At 72.4% G+C, this 17,369-nt stretch carries 8 protein-coding genes and 1 tRNA gene; 4 read left to right on the forward strand and 5 right to left on the reverse strand.

Features of this window, described 5'->3' with window-relative positions; all coding sequences use genetic code 11:
- Positions 1-669 precede the first annotated feature (669 nt).
- The gene (locus tag LO762_RS20380) at positions 670-1,701 is read right to left on the reverse strand and encodes a YafY family protein (RefSeq protein WP_230617383.1); all 1,032 of its coding nucleotides are present in this window, start codon (positions 1,699-1,701) and stop codon (positions 670-672) included.
- A gap of 75 nt (positions 1,702-1,776) precedes the next feature.
- On the opposite strand from LO762_RS20380, the gene LO762_RS20385 reads away from it, so the two are divergent.
- Positions 1,777-2,766, forward strand: coding sequence for an ABC transporter ATP-binding protein (locus LO762_RS20385; protein ID WP_230617422.1), 990 nt, complete (start codon positions 1,777-1,779; stop codon positions 2,764-2,766).
- 78 nt (positions 2,767-2,844) lie between these two features.
- Positions 2,845-3,648 carry an ABC transporter permease gene (locus LO762_RS20390; protein WP_230617384.1) on the forward strand — a complete coding sequence of 268 codons (804 nt, stop codon included), beginning with the start codon at positions 2,845-2,847 and terminating at the stop codon, positions 3,646-3,648.
- A gap of 48 nt (positions 3,649-3,696) precedes the next feature.
- Here the strand turns inward: LO762_RS20390 and LO762_RS20395 are convergent, their stop codons facing one another.
- Positions 3,697-4,710, reverse strand: coding sequence for an LLM class flavin-dependent oxidoreductase (locus LO762_RS20395; RefSeq protein WP_230617385.1), 1,014 nt, complete (start codon positions 4,708-4,710; stop codon positions 3,697-3,699).
- Between the two features lie 334 nt (positions 4,711-5,044).
- On the opposite strand from LO762_RS20395, the gene LO762_RS20400 reads away from it, so the two are divergent.
- Together LO762_RS20400 and LO762_RS20405 are read left to right on the forward strand one after the other, a co-directional pair.
- Positions 5,045-6,793, forward strand: coding sequence for a tannase/feruloyl esterase family alpha/beta hydrolase (locus tag LO762_RS20400; RefSeq protein WP_230617387.1), 1,749 nt, complete (start codon positions 5,045-5,047; stop codon positions 6,791-6,793).
- Between the two features lie 313 nt (positions 6,794-7,106).
- Positions 7,107-8,201, forward strand: a complete 1,095-nt coding sequence (locus LO762_RS20405; protein WP_230617388.1) for an acyltransferase family protein — start codon at positions 7,107-7,109, stop codon at positions 8,199-8,201.
- Between the two features lie 126 nt (positions 8,202-8,327).
- Here the strand turns inward: LO762_RS20405 and LO762_RS20410 are convergent.
- From LO762_RS20410 to LO762_RS20420, 3 genes are all read right to left on the reverse strand, one after another.
- Positions 8,328-8,404, reverse strand: a tRNA-Lys gene (locus LO762_RS20410).
- Positions 8,405-8,498: 94 nt separating this feature from the next.
- Positions 8,499-9,302: an enoyl-CoA hydratase gene (locus LO762_RS20415; protein WP_230617390.1), complete on the reverse strand. Its 804-nt coding sequence runs from the start codon at positions 9,300-9,302 to the stop codon at positions 8,499-8,501.
- 22 nt (positions 9,303-9,324) lie between these two features.
- Positions 9,325-17,238, reverse strand: coding sequence for a non-ribosomal peptide synthetase (locus LO762_RS20420; RefSeq protein ID WP_230617391.1), 7,914 nt, complete (start codon positions 17,236-17,238; stop codon positions 9,325-9,327).
- Between the last annotated feature and the right edge of the window lie 131 nt (positions 17,239-17,369).

Consider the following 17,369-nt stretch of genomic DNA (forward strand, 5'->3'; position numbering starts at 1 on the left):
CGGGTCGCATGTCAGCGGCCCCGGCCTACTCACCAACCGTCCGCGCGTCGCCGCCCCGACGTCTGCGGCGCACGGCCTGCGTCCATCAGACGGTCCGAGCAGCGCCCTGTGCTCAACCGCCCACGGGCCTGTGTGAACCTGCCTCAGACGCTCCCACGGCCCGGTGCCAGCGACGCACGGTGGGGTGCATCACGCCAGGCTGATCTCGGGCCATCGGGTCCCGTATCAGTGGCCCCGACCTGCTCATCAACCGTCCGCCCAAGGGCTTGCGCGAGCCGCCTCAGACACTCCCACGGGCCCGACGTCAGCGGTATGCGTGCCGGGCTGGTGTCGGGCCATTGGGTTGCGCGCGGGCGGCCCGAGCCTGCTCACCGGCCGTCGGGACGGCCTTCCGTGCTCTTCGGTGCGCGTAAGACCGCGCGCGTCGGTGAGAGGACAGGGGCTGTGGCGCCGCGCCGGGGTGCGGCGGTGGGTGCCACCGGCTTGGGCCGATCGTCGGGTGGTGGGACGGTGTTGAGGCTCCATGGTGCGAGGGCTGTCGCATCACTGCCTGCGGCCGACGTTAGTGGTGTGTGGTGGGAGCGGCGGGTGAGGCTGATGCCGGGCTGTCGGGTCGTGCTCGGTGGGCCGAGGGTGGTGCGACCGGCTGGTGGTTTGGGGTGGGGTGGGTTAGCAGGTGGTGGGCGGGGGGTTGGGGGTTTTGGGGGTGGGCGGCGTGGGTGGGGAGGGGTGGTGGGAGAGGGAGGTGGTGGCGGCGGCGAGGAGGCGGGTGGCGTATTCGTGGAGGAACTCCAGGTAGTCGCGGGGGGCTTGGATGGTGAAGGGGACGCCTTCGGGGATCCAGACGAGGGGGTAGGTCATCGAGGGGTGGTCGTCGCCGCCGAAGGGCCAGGCTGTGTGGTCGGCGTCCACGGCGCGGGCGTCCTGGGCCCAGGGGCCGAAGTGGGCGCGCGCGGCGTCCAGCGGCATGGCGATGATGGCGTGGGCGGTGTGGCGGGGGGTGCGGTCGGGCGTGGCGAAGGTGAGTTCGGCGACCTCCTCGGCGGAGAGGGAGCGGGGTTCCGCGCGCACGCCGGTGCCCAGCACGTCGCCGATCCTGTCGACGCGGAACGTGCGCCAGGCCGCGCGTTCGAGGTCCCAGGCGACGAGGAACCACTTGCGCTGCGCCGACACCAGCGAGTGCGGCTCCACGTGCCGCCGGGTCTCCTCGCCGCCCGCCGCCGTGTAGGGGAACCGGATCCGCTCGTTGTCGCGGCAGGCGAGCGCCAGCGCGCCGAGCAGCGCCGAGGCGATCGGCCCGCCGCGCGGCCCCTGCGGCCGGATCGAGCCGCCCAGCGCGTTCACCCGCTCCCGGACGGCGGGCGGCAGCACCTGCTCGAACTTCGCGAGCGCGCTCAGCGCCGTGCTCTCGCCGTCCACGATGCCGGTGGTCGCGGCGATGCGCAGGCCGACCGCGACGCTCACCGCCTCGTCGTCGGTGAGCAGCAGCGGCGGCATCCGGTTGCCGGCGCCGAGCCGGTATCCGCCCCCGATGCCGGGCGTGGACTCGATCTCGTAGCCGAGTTCGCGCAGCGCGTCGATCCGTCGCCGCAGCGACCGGGTGGTGACGCCGAGCCGTTCGGCGAGCTCCTCGCCCGGCCACCAGCGGTGGGACTGCAGCAGCGTGAGCAGACTGAGCGTGCGTGCCGTGGTTTCTCCCATGGATCTCAGGTTATGGGTAATTGAGGACGGGAACCGTCCGCGTCTCTTTCTAGCGTGTACGCCATGGACACACCGATCATCTCGGCACGGGGCCTGACGAAGACCTTCACCGTGGCGCGGCGCCCCGTGACCGCCGTCGCCGGGCTCGACCTCGACGTCACCGAAGGCGAGCTGCTCGCCTTCCTCGGCCCGAACGGGGCAGGGAAATCCACGAGCATCCGCATGCTGACCACGCTGCTGCCGCCCACGTCGGGGACGGCGCGGGTCGCCGGGCACGACGTGCGCACCGAGCGGGCCCGGGTGCGGCGGGCCATCGGCTACGTCGGGCAGGGCAACAGCGCGGGCCACAACCAGCGCGTCCGCGACGAGCTGCTCAGCCAGGGCGCGTTCTACGGGATGGCGCGGCGGGCCGCGACACAGCGCGCCGACGAGCTGATCGAGTCGCTCGACCTCGCGCAGCTCGCGGACCGCACGGTGATGAACCTGAGCGGCGGCCAGAAGCGCAGGCTGGACATCGCGCTCGGCCTCATGCACCGGCCGCGCGTGCTGTTCCTCGACGAGCCGTCCACCGGCCTCGACCCGCAGAGCCGCGCCAACCTGTGGGAGCACATCCTCGACCTGCGCCGCACCTCCGGCACGACGGTCTTCCTCACGACGCACTACCTGGAGGAGGCCGACAACTTCGCCGAGCGCGTCCTGGTCATGGACCACGGCGCCGTGATCGCCGACGACACCGCGGACCGGCTGAAGTCGGAACTGGCCGGTGACGTCGTGACGCTCGGCTTCACGAGCCCCGAGGACGCGGCGACCGCCGTTCCCGTCGTCGGGAAGCGCACCGGACGAACCGTCGAGCGCCTCGACGCCACCACGCTCCGCGTCACCGTGGACGGCGGGCCGGCCCTCGTGCCGGTGCTGACGCGTGAGCTCGACGCCGCCGCGGCCCCGCCCGTCCGGCTGGCGCTGCGCGAGCCGACCCTCGACGACGTGTTCCTCTCGCTGACCGGACGCAGCCTGCGCGAGGCCGGTGCGGCGACCCCCGAGCACGCCGAGCCCGCCCCCGTCTGATCCGCCTCCGGACGGCGGCCACGGGAGCCGCCGCCGTCCCGCCCCCCGCTTCGACTTCGACGACACCTTGGAGTGCCGATGTCCGTTGGTTCCGTGCCCGCCGTGGGCGCCCCCGCCACCCGCTCCGGCGAGCGCCCGGTGCGCGACACCTGGAACGTGTTCGTAAGGGAGATCAGGCCGCTGCTGCGCGACCCGTTCTCCGTCGTGTTCAGCCTCGTCCAGCCGCTGGTGTTCCTCGGCCTGTTCGGGCCGCTGCTCGTCGGCCAGGCGGGCGGCCCCGCCGCGGACACGCTCGTCTGGTTCGTGCCCGGCATCATGGTGATGACCGTGCTGTTCGGCTCCGGCGCGACCGGGTCGAACCTGTTGTTCGAGGCGCAGACCGGATCGCACGAGCGCACCCTCGTCGCGCCGGTCTCGCGCGGCGCGCTGCTCGCGGGCCGCGCGCTCAAGGAGGTCGTGCCGATCATGGCGCAGGCGGTGCTGATCGTGCTCGCGGCCCTGCCGTTCGGCTACCGCGCGAGCGTACCCGGCCTGATCCTCACGCTGGTGCTCCTCGCCGTCTTCGGGATCGGCCTGGGCAGCCTGAGCTACACGCTCGCGATGGCCAGCCGCAAGAAGGACTGGATGTTCTGGCTCGTGCAGCAGACGCTGCTGTTCCCGCTGATGATCCTCTCCGGGATGCTGCTGCCGCTGGAGGAAGGCCCGTCCTGGATGCGCGCCGTCGCCTCCGTCAACCCGATCAGCCACATCGTCGACGCGGCGCGCGCCCTGCTCGCGGGGGACGTCGCCGAGAACGTCGTCGCCTACGGCTTTGTCGCCGCGGTGGTGCTGGCGGCCCTCGGCCTCGCGGTGGGCATCACCACCATGCGCCGCCAGACCTGACACCGGTGCCGTCCCGGCCGGGACACCGCGCGCTCGGAGGGCGGCCCTTCAGGGTTCGGGCCGCCAGCCGAGCGCGGGGCCGAGCCGGGTGGCCATGTCGGTGAGGATCTGGACGTAGTCCTCGTGCTCGAAGGTGAACGGGAGGGCGAAGGCGACCTCGTCCACCTCCTGGAAGGCGGGGTCGGCCCGCAGGCGTTCGGCGATCTGCTCGGACGTGCCCACCACGTCACGCGCGAACATGAGGCGGGCCGGGCCCTGCGGCTCGGCCGTCCGGGGCGTCCGGGCCTCGGCGTAGGCGGCGTACTTCGCCCGCTGCTCGGGGGTGGCGGTGTCGGTGGGGATGACGACGAGGCCCTGGGAGACGCGCGCCTTCTCCCCGTCGGGGTGGGCGGCGCGGAACGCCCGGATGTGGGAGTGCTGGACCTCGGCGAAGTCCGCGGACTCCTCGGCCTTGACGACGTTGCTCGTGAGCAGGTTCAACCCGTTCTCGCCCGCCCACCGGGCCGAACGCAGGCTGCCGCCCCCGTACCACATGCGCGAGGCGAGGCCGGGGGAGTGCGGCTGCACCCGGTCGGAGAACACCTCGAACCCCTCGACGCCGCTGAAATCCGTGGCCGGCTCCCCGCGGACGAGATCGAGCAGCCGTTTGACGCGGGTGTACCCGAAGTCCTCAAGATCGGCGGTGTCCGGGTAAAGCGCGCCCTTCACCGTGTCGTAGCGCATCGGCGGGCCGACGCTGACGCCCGGGTTGAGCCGCCCGCCCGACAGCACGTCGACCGTCGCGAGATCCTCGGCGAGGCGCAGCGGGTTCTCCCAGCCCAGCGGGATCACCGCGGTGCCCAGCTGGATCCTGCTGGTCCGCTGGGACGCGGCGGCGAGCACCGCGACGGGCGAGGAGATGCCGTACTGCAGGTGCCGGTGCCGTACCCAAGCGCGGTCGAACCCCAGTTGTTCGCCCAGTTCGATGATCTCGAGCGTGCTCTCGTGGCCGCGCCGTGGGTCGCTTCCGTCGAACAGCCCGATCGTGAGGAATCCCAGCCTCGTCAGCCCCCGCGTGCCCATCGTCCCGGCTCCTTCCGCCCGCGGCGCGTCCCGTGGCGCCGCCCGCGCCGATTCTTACACCGTTCGCGCGGTGGCGCGGATCACGCCTGTGGATAACCCAGGGGATGGAAAAACCGGACGTGACGCCCGTCTTGGGACGTGCTTGGACGCCTGCTCTGAACTCCGCCTTGTCTCCCTATAGTGTTCTGTTTCTGACGCCGCCCACCTGCGGCATCATCTGGAGTTGAGTCGCGAGACCGTCCGAGGAAAGCATCTGTTCATGCGTGGGTTCCGTCATCCCGGTAGAGGGTCGTTGCCGGATGTCGCCAGGCGACTGCGCGGCCGGGCCCGGTCTGTGACCAGAGCCTTCGTCGCGGCGCTCCTGGTTGTTGTCCTCGTCCCGGCCTGGGGTTTCGACGGGGTGTTCCAGGAGCGCGCTCCCGGCCGTCCCGTCACGCCGGAGGGACTCGCGGCGCTGCCGGCCCTCCTCCCGGTGATGGAGTGCGCGGCGCTGGCGGGCCTCACCCTCGACGACGTCACCGACGCGCCGGTCGCGCTCTGGACCGCCACCCTGACGAACGACGGCGAGACGGCGCCGTACTGCGAGGTCCGCGGGAACATCGAGCCCGCGAACACCCTCCTGATGCGCCTGCCCGTCGACGGCTGGACGCAGCGCTACGTCCAGACCGGCTGCGGCGCCCGGTGCGGCTACGCCTCGATCAACTTCCCCCAGGGCGGGGACTGCGCGCCGGTCCGGGCGGGCACCGTCGCCAGCGCGACCTCCGACATGGGCCACCAGGGCGAGCGCGACGGGTCCTGGGCCGCCTACGAGCCGCAGGCCCAGATCGACTTCGCCTACCGCGCCATGCACGTGACGGCCGAGGCCGCCAAGGCCATCATCACCCGGTTCTACGGCAAGGCGCCCGCCTACTCCTACTTCATCGGATGCTCCGACGGCGGCCGTGAGGGGCTCATGGAGGCCCAGCGCTTCCCGGACGACTTCGACGGCATCGTGGCGGGCGCACCGGCCAACAACGTCGTCGTGCAGAACTTCTTCCACCACGGTTGGGGCGTGCGGGCCAACCGCGACAGCCGTGGCAGGTACATCCTCCTCGCCGGAAAGCTGCCCCTGATCCACCGGGCGGTCGTGGCGGCCTGTGACGAACTCGACGGTGTCGCCGACGGCGTCCTCGACGATCCGCGGCTCTGCGACTTCGACCCCGGGGTGCTGCGCTGCGAGCCCGGCCAGAAACGCTCCCGGTGCCTGACGGCGGCCGAGGTCGGCGCCGTCCGGCGGCTGCACGACGGCGCGGTGGACGAGCACGGCAACCGGTTCGAGGTCCCCGTCGCGCGCGAGTGGGGCTCCGAGCTCGGGTGGCGCGTGTTCGTCCCGGATCGGCAGGGCCAGTCGTCCTACAGCGAGCGGTCCGCGCTCGCCTACGGCCGGTACCTGGGCCGCACGAACGTGGTCGACCCCGACTGGCGGCTCTCCGAGCTCGAGTTCACCACGGAGTCCTTCTGGGACCTGGTGGGCTCCTCCGCCTACCTCGCCGCCAACAACCCCGACCTGAGCGACTTCCGGCGCTCCGGGGGCAAGCTCCTGCTCTGGCACGGCTGGGAGGACCAGTTCATCGCGCCCCGCAGCACGCTCGCCTACTACGAGGCCATGCGCGCGGCCATGGGCGGAGCCGCCGTGGACAAGTTCGCCAAGCTCTACATGTTCCCCGGCGTCGCGCACTGCACGGGTGGGAACGGGCTCGCCACGTTCGACGTCCTCACCCCCCTGATGGCCTGGACGGAGAGCGGCAGGGAGCCGGGGAAGATCACCGTGTCCGGCGGCGACGACGACGTCACCAGCACCCGTCCCGTCTACCCCTACCCCGCGGTCGCCCGCCACGACGGCGCCGGGGACCCCGACGACGCGGCGAGCTTCGTTCCCGTCACGCCGACGCCCCGGCCCCGCTCGGACTACCAGTGGCTCGGGGAGCGCCTCTACTCAGGCGACTACCAGAGGTGGTGTGAGGCGGCCGACACGAGGCTCGTGTGCGCTCCCGCACAGACCTGGCTCACGCGCCGCGAGTTGCGGCTTTCCTCCGGGTCGTGACGGGCGGATGATTTCCGAGTGTTGCGCTGTCTTGCGGGCTCGTGAATTCTTCGGGTCCTACCGGTGTCGGGTGCCGCCCGATCCCGGTGCGCCGGGGCGTCCGGCATGACCTGCGCGCCAGCGGGAACACGTCCTCGCCCGGTGATTTTCCAGACTCGCCCGGCATGATCCCGGGTGGTGCGGCCCACCCGCCTCGGGCTCATGCTCGATTCTGAGCGATCGGCAGTATTTCTTCCCTTATATCCTAAGCTCGCTTTGCACGCGGAGGCCCACTACTCTCGCCCTGCGCATTTTCTCGTTCACGGAGTGTGTCTTGTCTCGTCCGGCTAGCCGTGAGGCGTATTTCGACAACGTCAAGTTCATCATCGGGTTCCTCGTCTTCGCTGGGCACGTCTTCACCCAGCTCAAGTGGACCCGTGAGTTCTCGGCGCTGGAGGCGGTGTTCTCCTCCTTCCGGATGCCCGTCTTCACGTTCCTCGTCGGATACTTCAGCCAGGGTTTCCTCCGCTCCAAGGGGCGCGCGCGCAGGCTGATCGCCAAGGTGGCGATCGTCTATCTGATCTTCGACCTGCTCTACCAGATCCTCGACGCGTTCCTCGGCCTCAAGGGCTTCACCTTCACGCCGCTGTCCCCGTACATCCACCTCTGGTTCCTCACCGCGATGTTCCTGTGGCGGGCCAGCGCGCCCCTGTGGCTGCAGATGCGCTACCCCTTCGCGGTGTCGGTGTTCGTCTCCCTGGTGGCGGGACTCTCCGAACTCGGCATCTTCACGCGGCCGCTGTCGATGCTGCCCTTCTTCGTGCTCGGGCTGATGGTGCGGCGTGAGCACTTCGAGACGCTGCGGCGCACCCCCGTCAGGGTCGCGGCCCTCGGGATCCTGGCCTTCCAGCTCGTCGTCTTCTACCTGGCGATCCCGAAGGTCTTCACGGGCAGGACGATCTTCCGGGCGATCTGGAACCGTTCGTACGAGCGCGCGGACTTCCCCGTGCTGTTCGGGATGAGCCTCCGCCTGTTCGCGATCTTCGGCACGATCGTCGTGGGCGCCGCCGTCCTCTCGCTGGTGTCCGACCGCGAGGGGTGGATCTCCCGGCTCGGCAGCCGCTCCCTTTACATGTACGTCCTGCACTACGCCTTCATCCGGGTGGGCATCGCCTTCGGCCTGTTCGCGCTCTTCCCCGAGGGCAACCTGGGCCTGACCCTCGCCATGGTCGTCTGCTTCCTCCTCGGCATCGTGCTGTGCAGCAAGCCCGTCTACCTGGTCTTCCACAAGCTGATGGAACCCCCCACCGATTGGCTCTTCCATCCCCGCAGCAAGGCGAAGCCCAAGCCGAAGCCGAAACCACCCGCCGTCCCCCCGCCGGCCGCGCCACCCCAGTCCGAGCAGATCCACAGCCCCCTGCACCGCTGACCTGCCGCCACGCCGCGCCTCGGCGGAGGGCCCCCGCCCTCCGCCGAGGCGCGGCGCGCCCGTCGCCGTGATCGGGGCGGGAAACACCTCAGCCCGCCCCAGCAGACTGGGACGGGCTGAAAGGTGTGGTGCGCCGCCAGGGACTCGAACCCCGGACCCGCTGATTAAGAGTCAGCTGCTCTAACCAACTGAGCTAGCGGCGCGGATCGTCTGAGCGGTTCCCCGCTCGACGTGGAGAACATTACCAGGGCGCGCGGTGCGGCGCGAATCAGTTATTCGGGGCGGGGCCTGCGGGTTTCAGTCCGCGAAGAGCGGGGGACGGGACTCGCGGCGAGCCCTGATCGCCTCCTCGAAGTTGCGGGTGGTGAGCCGGACGAGGAGCTGCGCGTGCGCCTCGTACTCCATGTGCCCCTGGAGGCTTGACGCGTCGAGCGAGGACCACAGCAGGCGCTTGGTCAGCTCGGTGCCGACACGGCTGAAACCGGCGATCCGCTCGGCGAGGTCCTCGGCGGCGTCCAGCAGATCGGCCTCCGCGACGGTTCGGGAGACGAGCCCTATCCGTTCGGCCTCCGCGGCGTCCACGTCACGTCCGGAGAGCATGATCTCGAAGGCCCGTGAGGAGCCGACGGCCCTCGGCAGCAGGTAGGACAGGCCCAGCTCCGCGGCGGTGAGCCCGTTGGTGATCCCCGCCGCCCTGAACACGGCGCCCTCGGCGGCGATCCGCACGTCGGCGGCCATCGCCAGGCAGAAGCCGCCGCCGATGGCGGGTCCGTTGACGGCGGCGATGACGGGCTGGTGCGCCTGCCGCAGCGCCAGGATCACCCGGTCGAGGATCTCCATGGACCTCCGCGCGATCGACGGGATCGTCAGCCCGTCGATGCCGGGCGGCGGCCCCGGGTTCTCCAGGTCGGCGCCGGAGCAGAAGCCCCGGCCTGCGCCCGTCAGCACGATCGCCCTGACGTCGTTGTCGGCCGAGACCCGCTCGACGGCCTCGCGCAGCGGCACCATGACGGGGAACGCCATGGCGTTCATCCGCTCGGGACGGTTCAGGGTGATCCGGGCGACGCCCTTGCGCGGCGTGTCCACCAGTACGTAGGTCACCCTCCAGAATCTAGAACACGTTCTACCTGTTGCGCCAGGCCGTCTGGAGGGCGTCGATCTCCCGCTGGTCCAGATCCACCAGAAGGTCCGACGCGGTGAAGCCGCCCCCGTCGCCCGCCCGGACGTGCGCGACCAGGCCGGTCAGCGCCGTCACCAGGTCGTCGGCGAGCGCCCTGACGTCCGCCTCGGCCAGGACCCCCTCCGGCCACGTCAGCGTGACGCGCAGGACCGGGCCGTCCGGCCGGTCCTCGGTGACGGCGTTGATCTCCAACACGTGCGCGACGGCCATCCGCGGGTCCTCGCCCGGCGGCAGCTCCTCGGGCGCCGGGCTCCAGTCGCCGTCCGACGACGCGACCCTGCCCAGGTAGTTGAAGACGATCTGGGCGCGTGGCAGATCACGCAGCTCCTCGGCCGTCTCCTCGTTGAGGTAGCGGAGGAGGCCGTACCCGATGCCGTTGTCGGGGACGCGGCGGAGCTGCTCCTTGACGGCCTTGAGCGCCCGTCCCGTCGCGGCGCCGCCCGTCGCCACCTCCTGCCAGTCGGCGAGGCCGGGGTCGAGCCTCACCGGGTACAGGGTGGTGAACCATCCGACGGTCCGAGACAGGTCGACGCCTTGCACGACCTCCTCCCGGCCGTGACCCTCCAGGTCGAGGAGCACGCCGGTCCCCCTTCCGCCGCGCGCCTTGCGCCAATGGGCGACGGCGAGGGACAGACCGGTGAGCAGGACGTCGTCCGGGCCCGCGTGGAAGGCCGACGTCACCTCGCCGAGCAGGGGGGCCGTCGTCTCGGCCGGGAGCTCGACGGTGTGGCGGCGGGCCGTCGCGGCGGTGTCCCGCGCCGGGTCGAGCGCGCGGGCGCCGATCCGTGGGTTCGGGCCCTCGACCAGGTCGAGCCACGTGTCGAGCTCGGCCGTCCGGGACGGCGCGGACGCCTCCGCGGCGAGCTTGCCCGCCCAGCGCCGGAACGACGTCGGGACGGGCGCGAGCGGGGTGTCCGAGACCAGCGCGGTCACCAGGTCGGGCAGCAGGACACGCCACGAGACCCCGTCGACGACCAGGTGGTGCAGCATCACGAGAAGTCGGCCCTGAGCCGTCCCACGGTCGAACCAGACGATCTGGGCGAGCACGCCCGCCGCCGGATCGAGCCGCTCGGCCGCGGCCCGCGCCTCCTGGTCCAGACGATCGAGCCCGGCGACCCGGCGGACCAGCGGCGCGGGGTCGACGGACCCGCGCTGACCTGCGACAAGACGGTTATCCACAAGCCGGGATCGCAGAATGTCGTGGTGATCGGTTACCGTGCGGAGTGCGTCGGCCACCCGGTCGACGTCCAGTCCGGGAGGCACCCGGAGCAGCACCGACTGCTGGAAGGCGGTGAAGTCGCCGCCACGCTCCAGCAGCCACGCCGCGATCGGCGTGAGTGGGATCGCGCCCTCGCCGGCGCCCTCCTCCTCGCGTTCGACGGCGTCGTCCGCGGTAGCCGGGCGCGCCGCCGCGGCGAGTGCGGACACCGTTCGGAGTTGGAACACCTCACGGGGAGAGACGACCATGCCCGCCTGCCGCGCCCGCGCCACCAGTTGGATCGCCACGATCGAATCGCCGCCGAGCTCGAAGAAGCCGTCGTCGGCGCCCACCTCCGCGACACCGAGGACCTCGGCGAAGAGCGCCGCGAAAAGCTGCTCGGCCTCCGTCGCCGGGCGCCGCCCGGCGCCGCCCTCGGGGGCGGAAGGCTCGGGCAGCGCACGCCGGTCGAGCTTGCCGTTCGCGGTGAGCGGCAGCCGGTCCAGGGTCTGGAACAGCTGCGGCACCAGGTGCGCGGGCAGCTTCGCCGCGAGGGCGGCGCGCAACGCCGCAGGCTCGGGCGAAGAGCCGTCCCCACCGGGCACCACGTAGGCGACGAGCCGGTTGTCGCGCGCGACGACGGCGGTGTCGGCGACGTCGGGCAGCTCCGCGAGCGCCGCCTCGATCTCACCGAGCTCGATGCGGAAGCCCCGGATCTTCACCTGGTGGTCGGCCCTGCCCAGGTAGTCGAGCGTGCCGTCCGGCAGGTGCCGGGCCAGGTCGCCCGAGCGGTACATCCGGGTGCCCGGCGGGCCGTAGGGGTCGGCGACGAACCGTTCCGCGGTGAGCGCCGCCCGGTTCAGGTAGCCGCGCGCCAGGCCCGCGCCCGCGACGTACAGCTCGCCGACGACGCCGGGCGGCACCGGCTGCAGCCGGGCGTCCAGCACGTAGGTGCGCAGGTCCGGAATACCGGTGCCGATCACCGAGCCCGGCGCCGTCGCGCACGTCACCGGATCGAGCGCCGCGTACGAGACGTGCACCGTCGTCTCGGTGATCCCGTACATGTTGACCAGGAGGGTGTCCCGCCCATGCGCGTACCAGTCCGCGAGGCGTTTGAGTTCCAGCGCCTCCCCGCCGAAAACCACATACCGCAGGGCCAGCGGCCGTCCGTCGTCCACCGCCATGAGCTGGTGGAACGCCGACGGCGTCTGGTTGAGCACGGTGACGCGCTCGCGCGCCAGCAGGTCGAGGAACTCCTCGGGGCTGCGCGAGACGGCATAGGGCACGACCACGAGGCGGCCGCCGTACAGCAGCGCGCCCCACAGCTCCCACACGGAGAAGTCGAACGCCGCCGAGTGGAACAGCGTCCACACGTCGCCGGGGCCGAAGGCGAACCAGTGCTCGGTGGCGGCCATGAGCCGCAGCACGTTGTGGTGCGGCACGACGACGCCCTTGGGCAGCCCCGTGGAGCCGGACGTGTAGATCACGTAGGCGGGCGAGCCGGGGTCGATGGAGACGCCGAGATCGGTGTCGGCGTAGGCGGCGGCCTCCGCGAGCACGTCGCCGTCCACGGTGAGCACCGGCGCGCTGTCCGCCACCGTGTAGGCGATGCGCTCCTCCGGATAGTCCGGGTCTATCGGCACATACGCCGCCCCGGCCTTCAGCACGCCGAGCACGGCCACCACCAGCCCCGCCGACCGAGGCACCTTGACCGCCACGAACCGCTCCGGCCCCGCCCCCCGCGCCACGAGCAACCGCGCCAGCCGGTTCGCCCGCCCGTTCAACTCCCGATACGTCACCTCCTCCCCCTCGAACGAAACCGCGACCGCCTCCGGCGCCCTCCTCACCCACCCCTCAAAAACCTCCACCACAGACCCCGCCCCGAAGCCCTCACCCCCACCCCACAACCCCTCAACAACCCCAACCCCGAACCCACTCCCCACCTCCCGCGCGACCCCAGACGGCACCGCACCCAGCGCCCACGCCCCGTCAGCCGCCCGCGCGGCCGAAACCCCCGACCCTTCGCGCCCGCTGTCGGACGCCCCCGCCGACCTGCCATCGTGGTCGGCCTGGCCGCCCGCCGGATCGCGCAGCGCGTCCGAGGACGAATCGGTCGGCAGCAGGACGCGTCCGTCATCGGCGGCCGCCGTCTCGTGCGGGACGCCAAGCGGTGCCGCGGTCAGTGGCTGCGCTTCGTCAGTCGCCCGCGCGGCCGGAATCTCCGGCCCTTCGGGTTCGTCGCCGGAGGCTCCGGCCGACCTGCTGTCGTGGACGGTTTGGTCGCCTGGCGGATCGTGCGGCGCGGTTGGGGACAGGCCGTCCGGTGGCGGGAGTCGGCGGTCGTGGGTGGCGGTCGGCTTACGGGTGTCGTCGGTCTGACCGCGTGCCGGGTCGTGGGGCGAAGCCGGAGACGGGGTATGAGGCGCGGTGGGGCGGTCGTCGGGAGCGGGTGCGGGGTGGTTGTGGGGTGGGGTGTGGAGGGAGTCGGGGGACGGGGTGGGGAGGGGGGTGGGGTGGCCGGTGGACCAGGGACCGAGGATGGTGGCTCGTTCGGGGGCGGTGAGGAGGGAGTGGGTGGTGTAGGGGGTGTTGGGGGAGGTGAGGAGGGAGTCCAGGAGGAGGGTGAAGCGGGTGGCGAAGGCGCGGGCGGTGGCCGGGTCGTAGAGGTCGAGGGCGTATTCGAGGTCGGCGAGCAGGCCGGCCGGGGCGCCGTCGGGGGTGAAGGTCTCGGTGAGGGCGAGCAGGAGGTCGAAGCGGGAGGCGGCGCCGTGCAGGGGCTCGACGCTGACGGAGAAGCCGTCGAGGTCGAGCCGGGCCTCCGGGTTGTTCTGGAACGTCAGGCCGTGCTGGAACAGCGGATGCCTGCCCAGGTGCCGTGGCGGGTTCAGCGCCTCCACCACACGCTCGAACGGGAGGTCCTGGTGCGCGTAGGCGGCCAGGTCCGTCTCCCGGACACGCGCGACGAGCTCCCGGAACGTCGGCTCCCCGGACGTGTCGGTCCGCAGCACCAGCATGTTGACGAACATGCCGACCAGGTCGTCGAGCGCGGCGTCGGTACGGCCCGCCACGGGCGATCCGACGGGAATGTCGGTCGCGCCGCTGAGCCGCGACAGCAGCGCCGTGAAGGCGGCCCGCACGACCATGAACTCCGAGGCCCGCGCCTCCCTGGCGAACGCGGCGATCCGGGCGTGCAGCCCGGCGGGCAGCGTGAACCTGAGGGTGCCGCCCCGGTACGTCGCCTCCTCCGGGCGTGGACGGTCGGCCGGGAGGGCGAGCTCCTCCGGCAGGCCCGCGAGCGTCTCCGTCCAGTACGCGAGCTGGCGCGCGACCAGGCTCGCCGGGTCGTCCTCCGCGCCGAACAGCTCCTGCTGCCACAGCGTGTAGTCGGCGTACTGGACGGGCAGCGGACGCCATCCCGGCGCCGCCCCCGCCACCCGGGCGCCGTAGGCGGTGATCACGTCGCGGGCGAGCGGCGCGAGCGACCAGCCGTCCCCGGCGATGTGGTGCATCACCAGCAGCACCACGTGCTCGCGCTCCCCGAGCCGCAGCAGGTGCGCCCGCAGCGGCGGCTCGGCCGACAGGTCGAACCCGCGTCCCGCGGCCTGGGCGAGCAGGACGGGCAGCGTCGCCGCGGTCGCCTCGGCGAACGCGACGGCGGGCACCGCCTCCTCGGGCGCCAGGATGTGCTGGCGCGGCACGCCGCCGTCCTCGGGGAAGACGGTCCGCAGGGACTCGTGCCTGGCCACGACGTCGGCGAGCGCGCGCCGGAGCGCGTCCGGCGCCAACTCGCCGGTGACGCGCAGCGCGATCGGCATGTTGTAGGTCGCCGACGGCCCCTCGAAGCGGTTGATGAACCACAGGCGGAGCTGCGCGTACGACAGCGGGATCGTCGAGGGCCGCCGCGCGGGCAGCAGCGCGGGCCGCGCGGGCGAGGCGTCCGCGAGCAGCCCGGACAGCCCGGCGACGGTCGGGGTCTCGAACAGCGCGCGCACGGGCAGCTCGACGGCCAGCGCGGTCCTGGCCCGCGCGGTCACCCGCATCGCGAGCAGCGAGTTGCCGCCGAGCGCGAAGAAGTCGTCGTCCACGCCGACGCGCGGCACGCCGAGCAGCTCGGCGAAGATCTCCGTGAGGATCCGCTCCCGCTCGTCGCGCGGCGCCCGGTAGACGGCGGTCGTCAGCGCCGCCGGATCGGGCTTCGGCAGGCCCTTGACGTCGACCTTGCCGTTCGGGGTGAGCGGCAGCGCGTCGAGCACGGTGAGCACCGACGGCACCATCGACTCCGGAAGCTGCTCGCGGACATAGGCGAGCAGTTCGGCGGGGTCGATCTCCGCGCCCGGCGCGGGCACCACGTAGGCGACGAGCCGCGGGTCGGCGCGCCGGACGGCCCGGCCGCGCACGGTGTCGCGGACGGCGGCGGCGCCGGACAGGTCGAGGTCCTCGATCCGGAGAGACGGGTCGGCGGCGACGGCGGCGAGCACGTCCCGGAGCCATCCGGCGAGCCGCTCGGCCGTCTCGGGGGCGAACAGGTCGGTCGCGTAGTCGATCGAGCCGAGCAGGACGCCGTCGGGGCCGGGCTCGAACTGGAACTCCAGGTCGAACTTGGCGGCCCCGGCCTCGACCGGTTCGACGGCGACGCTGAGCCCGTCGAGGTCGATCCGGGCGGGCGGGTTGTTCTGCAGGGTCAGCATCACCTGGAACAGCGGGTGCCTGGCCAGCGACCGGGCGGGCGCCAGCAGCTCGACCAGCCGCTCGAACGGCAGGTCCTGGTGCGCGTAGGCGGCCAGGTCGGTCTCCCGGACGCGGCCGAGCAGCTCGGTGAACGCGGGGTCGCCGGAGGTGTCGGCGCGCAGCACGAGCGTGTTGACGAACACGCCGACGACGTCGTCCAGGGCGGCGTCGGCGCGGCCCGCGACGGGCGAGCCGAGCGGGATGTCGGTGCCCGCGCCCAGCCGGGTGAGCAGGGCCGCGAGGGCGGCCTGGAGCACCATGAACAGGCTCGCCTGCCCGGATCGCGCGACGTCGGTGAGCGCGGTGTGCAGGTCGGCGTCCAGCACGAACCGGTGGGTGGCCCCGGCGTAGGACGCGACGGGCGGCCGCTCGTGGTCGAGCGGCAGAGGCAGCGTGTCGGGCAGCCCGGAGAGCACGCCTTTCCAGTACGCGCCCTGACGGGCGAGCAGGCTGTCCGGATCGTCCTCGGCGCCGAAGACCTCGCGCTCCCACACCGCGTAGTCGCGGTACCTGACGGCGGGCTCCGCCCACTCCGGCTCCCGCCCCTCGGCGCGCGCCGTGTAGGCGGTGATGACGTCGCGGGCCAGCGGCGCCATGGACCACCCGTCGCCCGCGATGTGGTGCAGGACGAGCAGCAGCACATGCTCGTCCGGCGCGACCCGGAACACCGAGGCCCGCAGCGGCACGACCCGCTCCAACGCGAACCCGCGCGACGCCTCCTCCCGCAGCACCTCCCCAAGCTCCCGCCCACCAAGCTCAACCACCCGAAACACCTCACCAAACGCATCACCACCCCCAGGCCGGGAATGGATGCCGCCGATGGAGCCGGGAGTCGCGGAGCGCTCGCCTCCGGGCCCATCGAGCACGGTGTGGGGGTGGGTGTCGCTGACGGAGTCGGGGGGTGTGGAGCGTCCGTCTTCGGGCCCATCGAGCACGGTGTGGGGGTGGGTGTCGCTGACGGAGTCGGGGGTTGCCGGGTGTCCGTCTTCGGGCCTGTCGGACATGGCGCCGGGGTGGGTGTCGCTGACGGAGTCGGGGGTTGCCGGGTGTCCGTCTTCGGGCCTGTCGGACATGGCCCCGGGGTGGGTGCCGCTGACGGAGTCGGGGGGTGTGGAGGGTCCGTCTTCGGGTCTATCGGGCGCGGTGTGGGGGTGGGGTGCTGCCGACGAGGTCGGGGGTTGCCAGGGGGACTGGCCTTGGGCCTGAACGAACGCGGTTGTGCCTTGGCCGTCGTGGGGGGTGCGCGGGTGGGTTGTGTGGGGTGGGGTGGGGGTGGGGTGGACGTGTTGGTGGGGGGTGCCGTCGGTTTCGGGGAAGGTGGTGCGGAGGGTTTCGTGGCGGGCGAGGACGTCGTGCAGGGCGGTGTGCAGGGCGGTGAGGTCGAGGGGGCCGGTGAGGCGGAGGGGGATCGGCATGTTGTAGGCGCCGGAGTCGCCCTCCAGGCGGTTGAGGAACCACAGGCGGGTCTGCGCGTAGGAGAGCGGCGAGAGGGCGGGGTGGTCGATGCGGCGAAGGGGCGGGCGTTCGGCTGCCGTCCTGCGGGAGGCGGCTTCGGCGAACGCGGCGACCGTCGGGTGCTCGAACAGGTCGCGGACGGTGAGTTCGACGCCCAGCGCGGCGCGGGCGCGCGCGACCAGCCGTGCCGCGATCAGGGAGTCACCCCCGAGCGCGAAGAAGTCGTCGTCGACACCGACCGAGGGCAGGGCGAGCAGTGTCGCGAAGATCCCGACGAGGATCTCCTCCTGCGCGGTGCGCGGCGCCCGCGAGACGGACGCGCTGAAGACGGGCGCGGGCAGCGCCGCCCGGTCGAGCTTCCCACTCGGCGTCAACGGCAACGCGTCCAACACAACGAACGCGGCGGGCACCATGTGCTCCGGCAACCCCGCCGCCAGGAACGCCCGCACCTCCCCCAGATCAACCCCGACACCCACCTCCGCCCCGACATCCGAACCGGTCCGGGCCCCGGCCCCGGTTCGGGCACTGACCCCAGCCCCGGCCCCGATGCGGCCCTCGGCCTCGGTTCGAACACCGGTTTTGGCCTCGGCACCCGCGTCGGTTTGGG

Source organism: Actinocorallia sp. API 0066, assembly GCF_020991275.1.
Lineage (GTDB): Bacteria > Actinomycetota > Actinomycetes > Streptosporangiales > Streptosporangiaceae > Actinocorallia.

What these genes read in the sequence shown, in the direction of transcription:
- LO762_RS20380 (WP_230617383.1), bottom strand. Translation starts at nt 1,701, where the DNA reads ATGGGAGAAACCACGGCACGCACGCTCAGTCTGCTCACGCTGCTGCAG.
- LO762_RS20395 (WP_230617385.1), bottom strand. Translation starts at nt 4,710, where the DNA reads ATGGGCACGCGGGGGCTGACGAGGCTGGGATTCCTCACGATCGGGCTG.
- LO762_RS20390 (WP_230617384.1), top strand. Translation starts at nt 2,845, where the DNA reads ATGTCCGTTGGTTCCGTGCCCGCCGTGGGCGCCCCCGCCACCCGCTCC.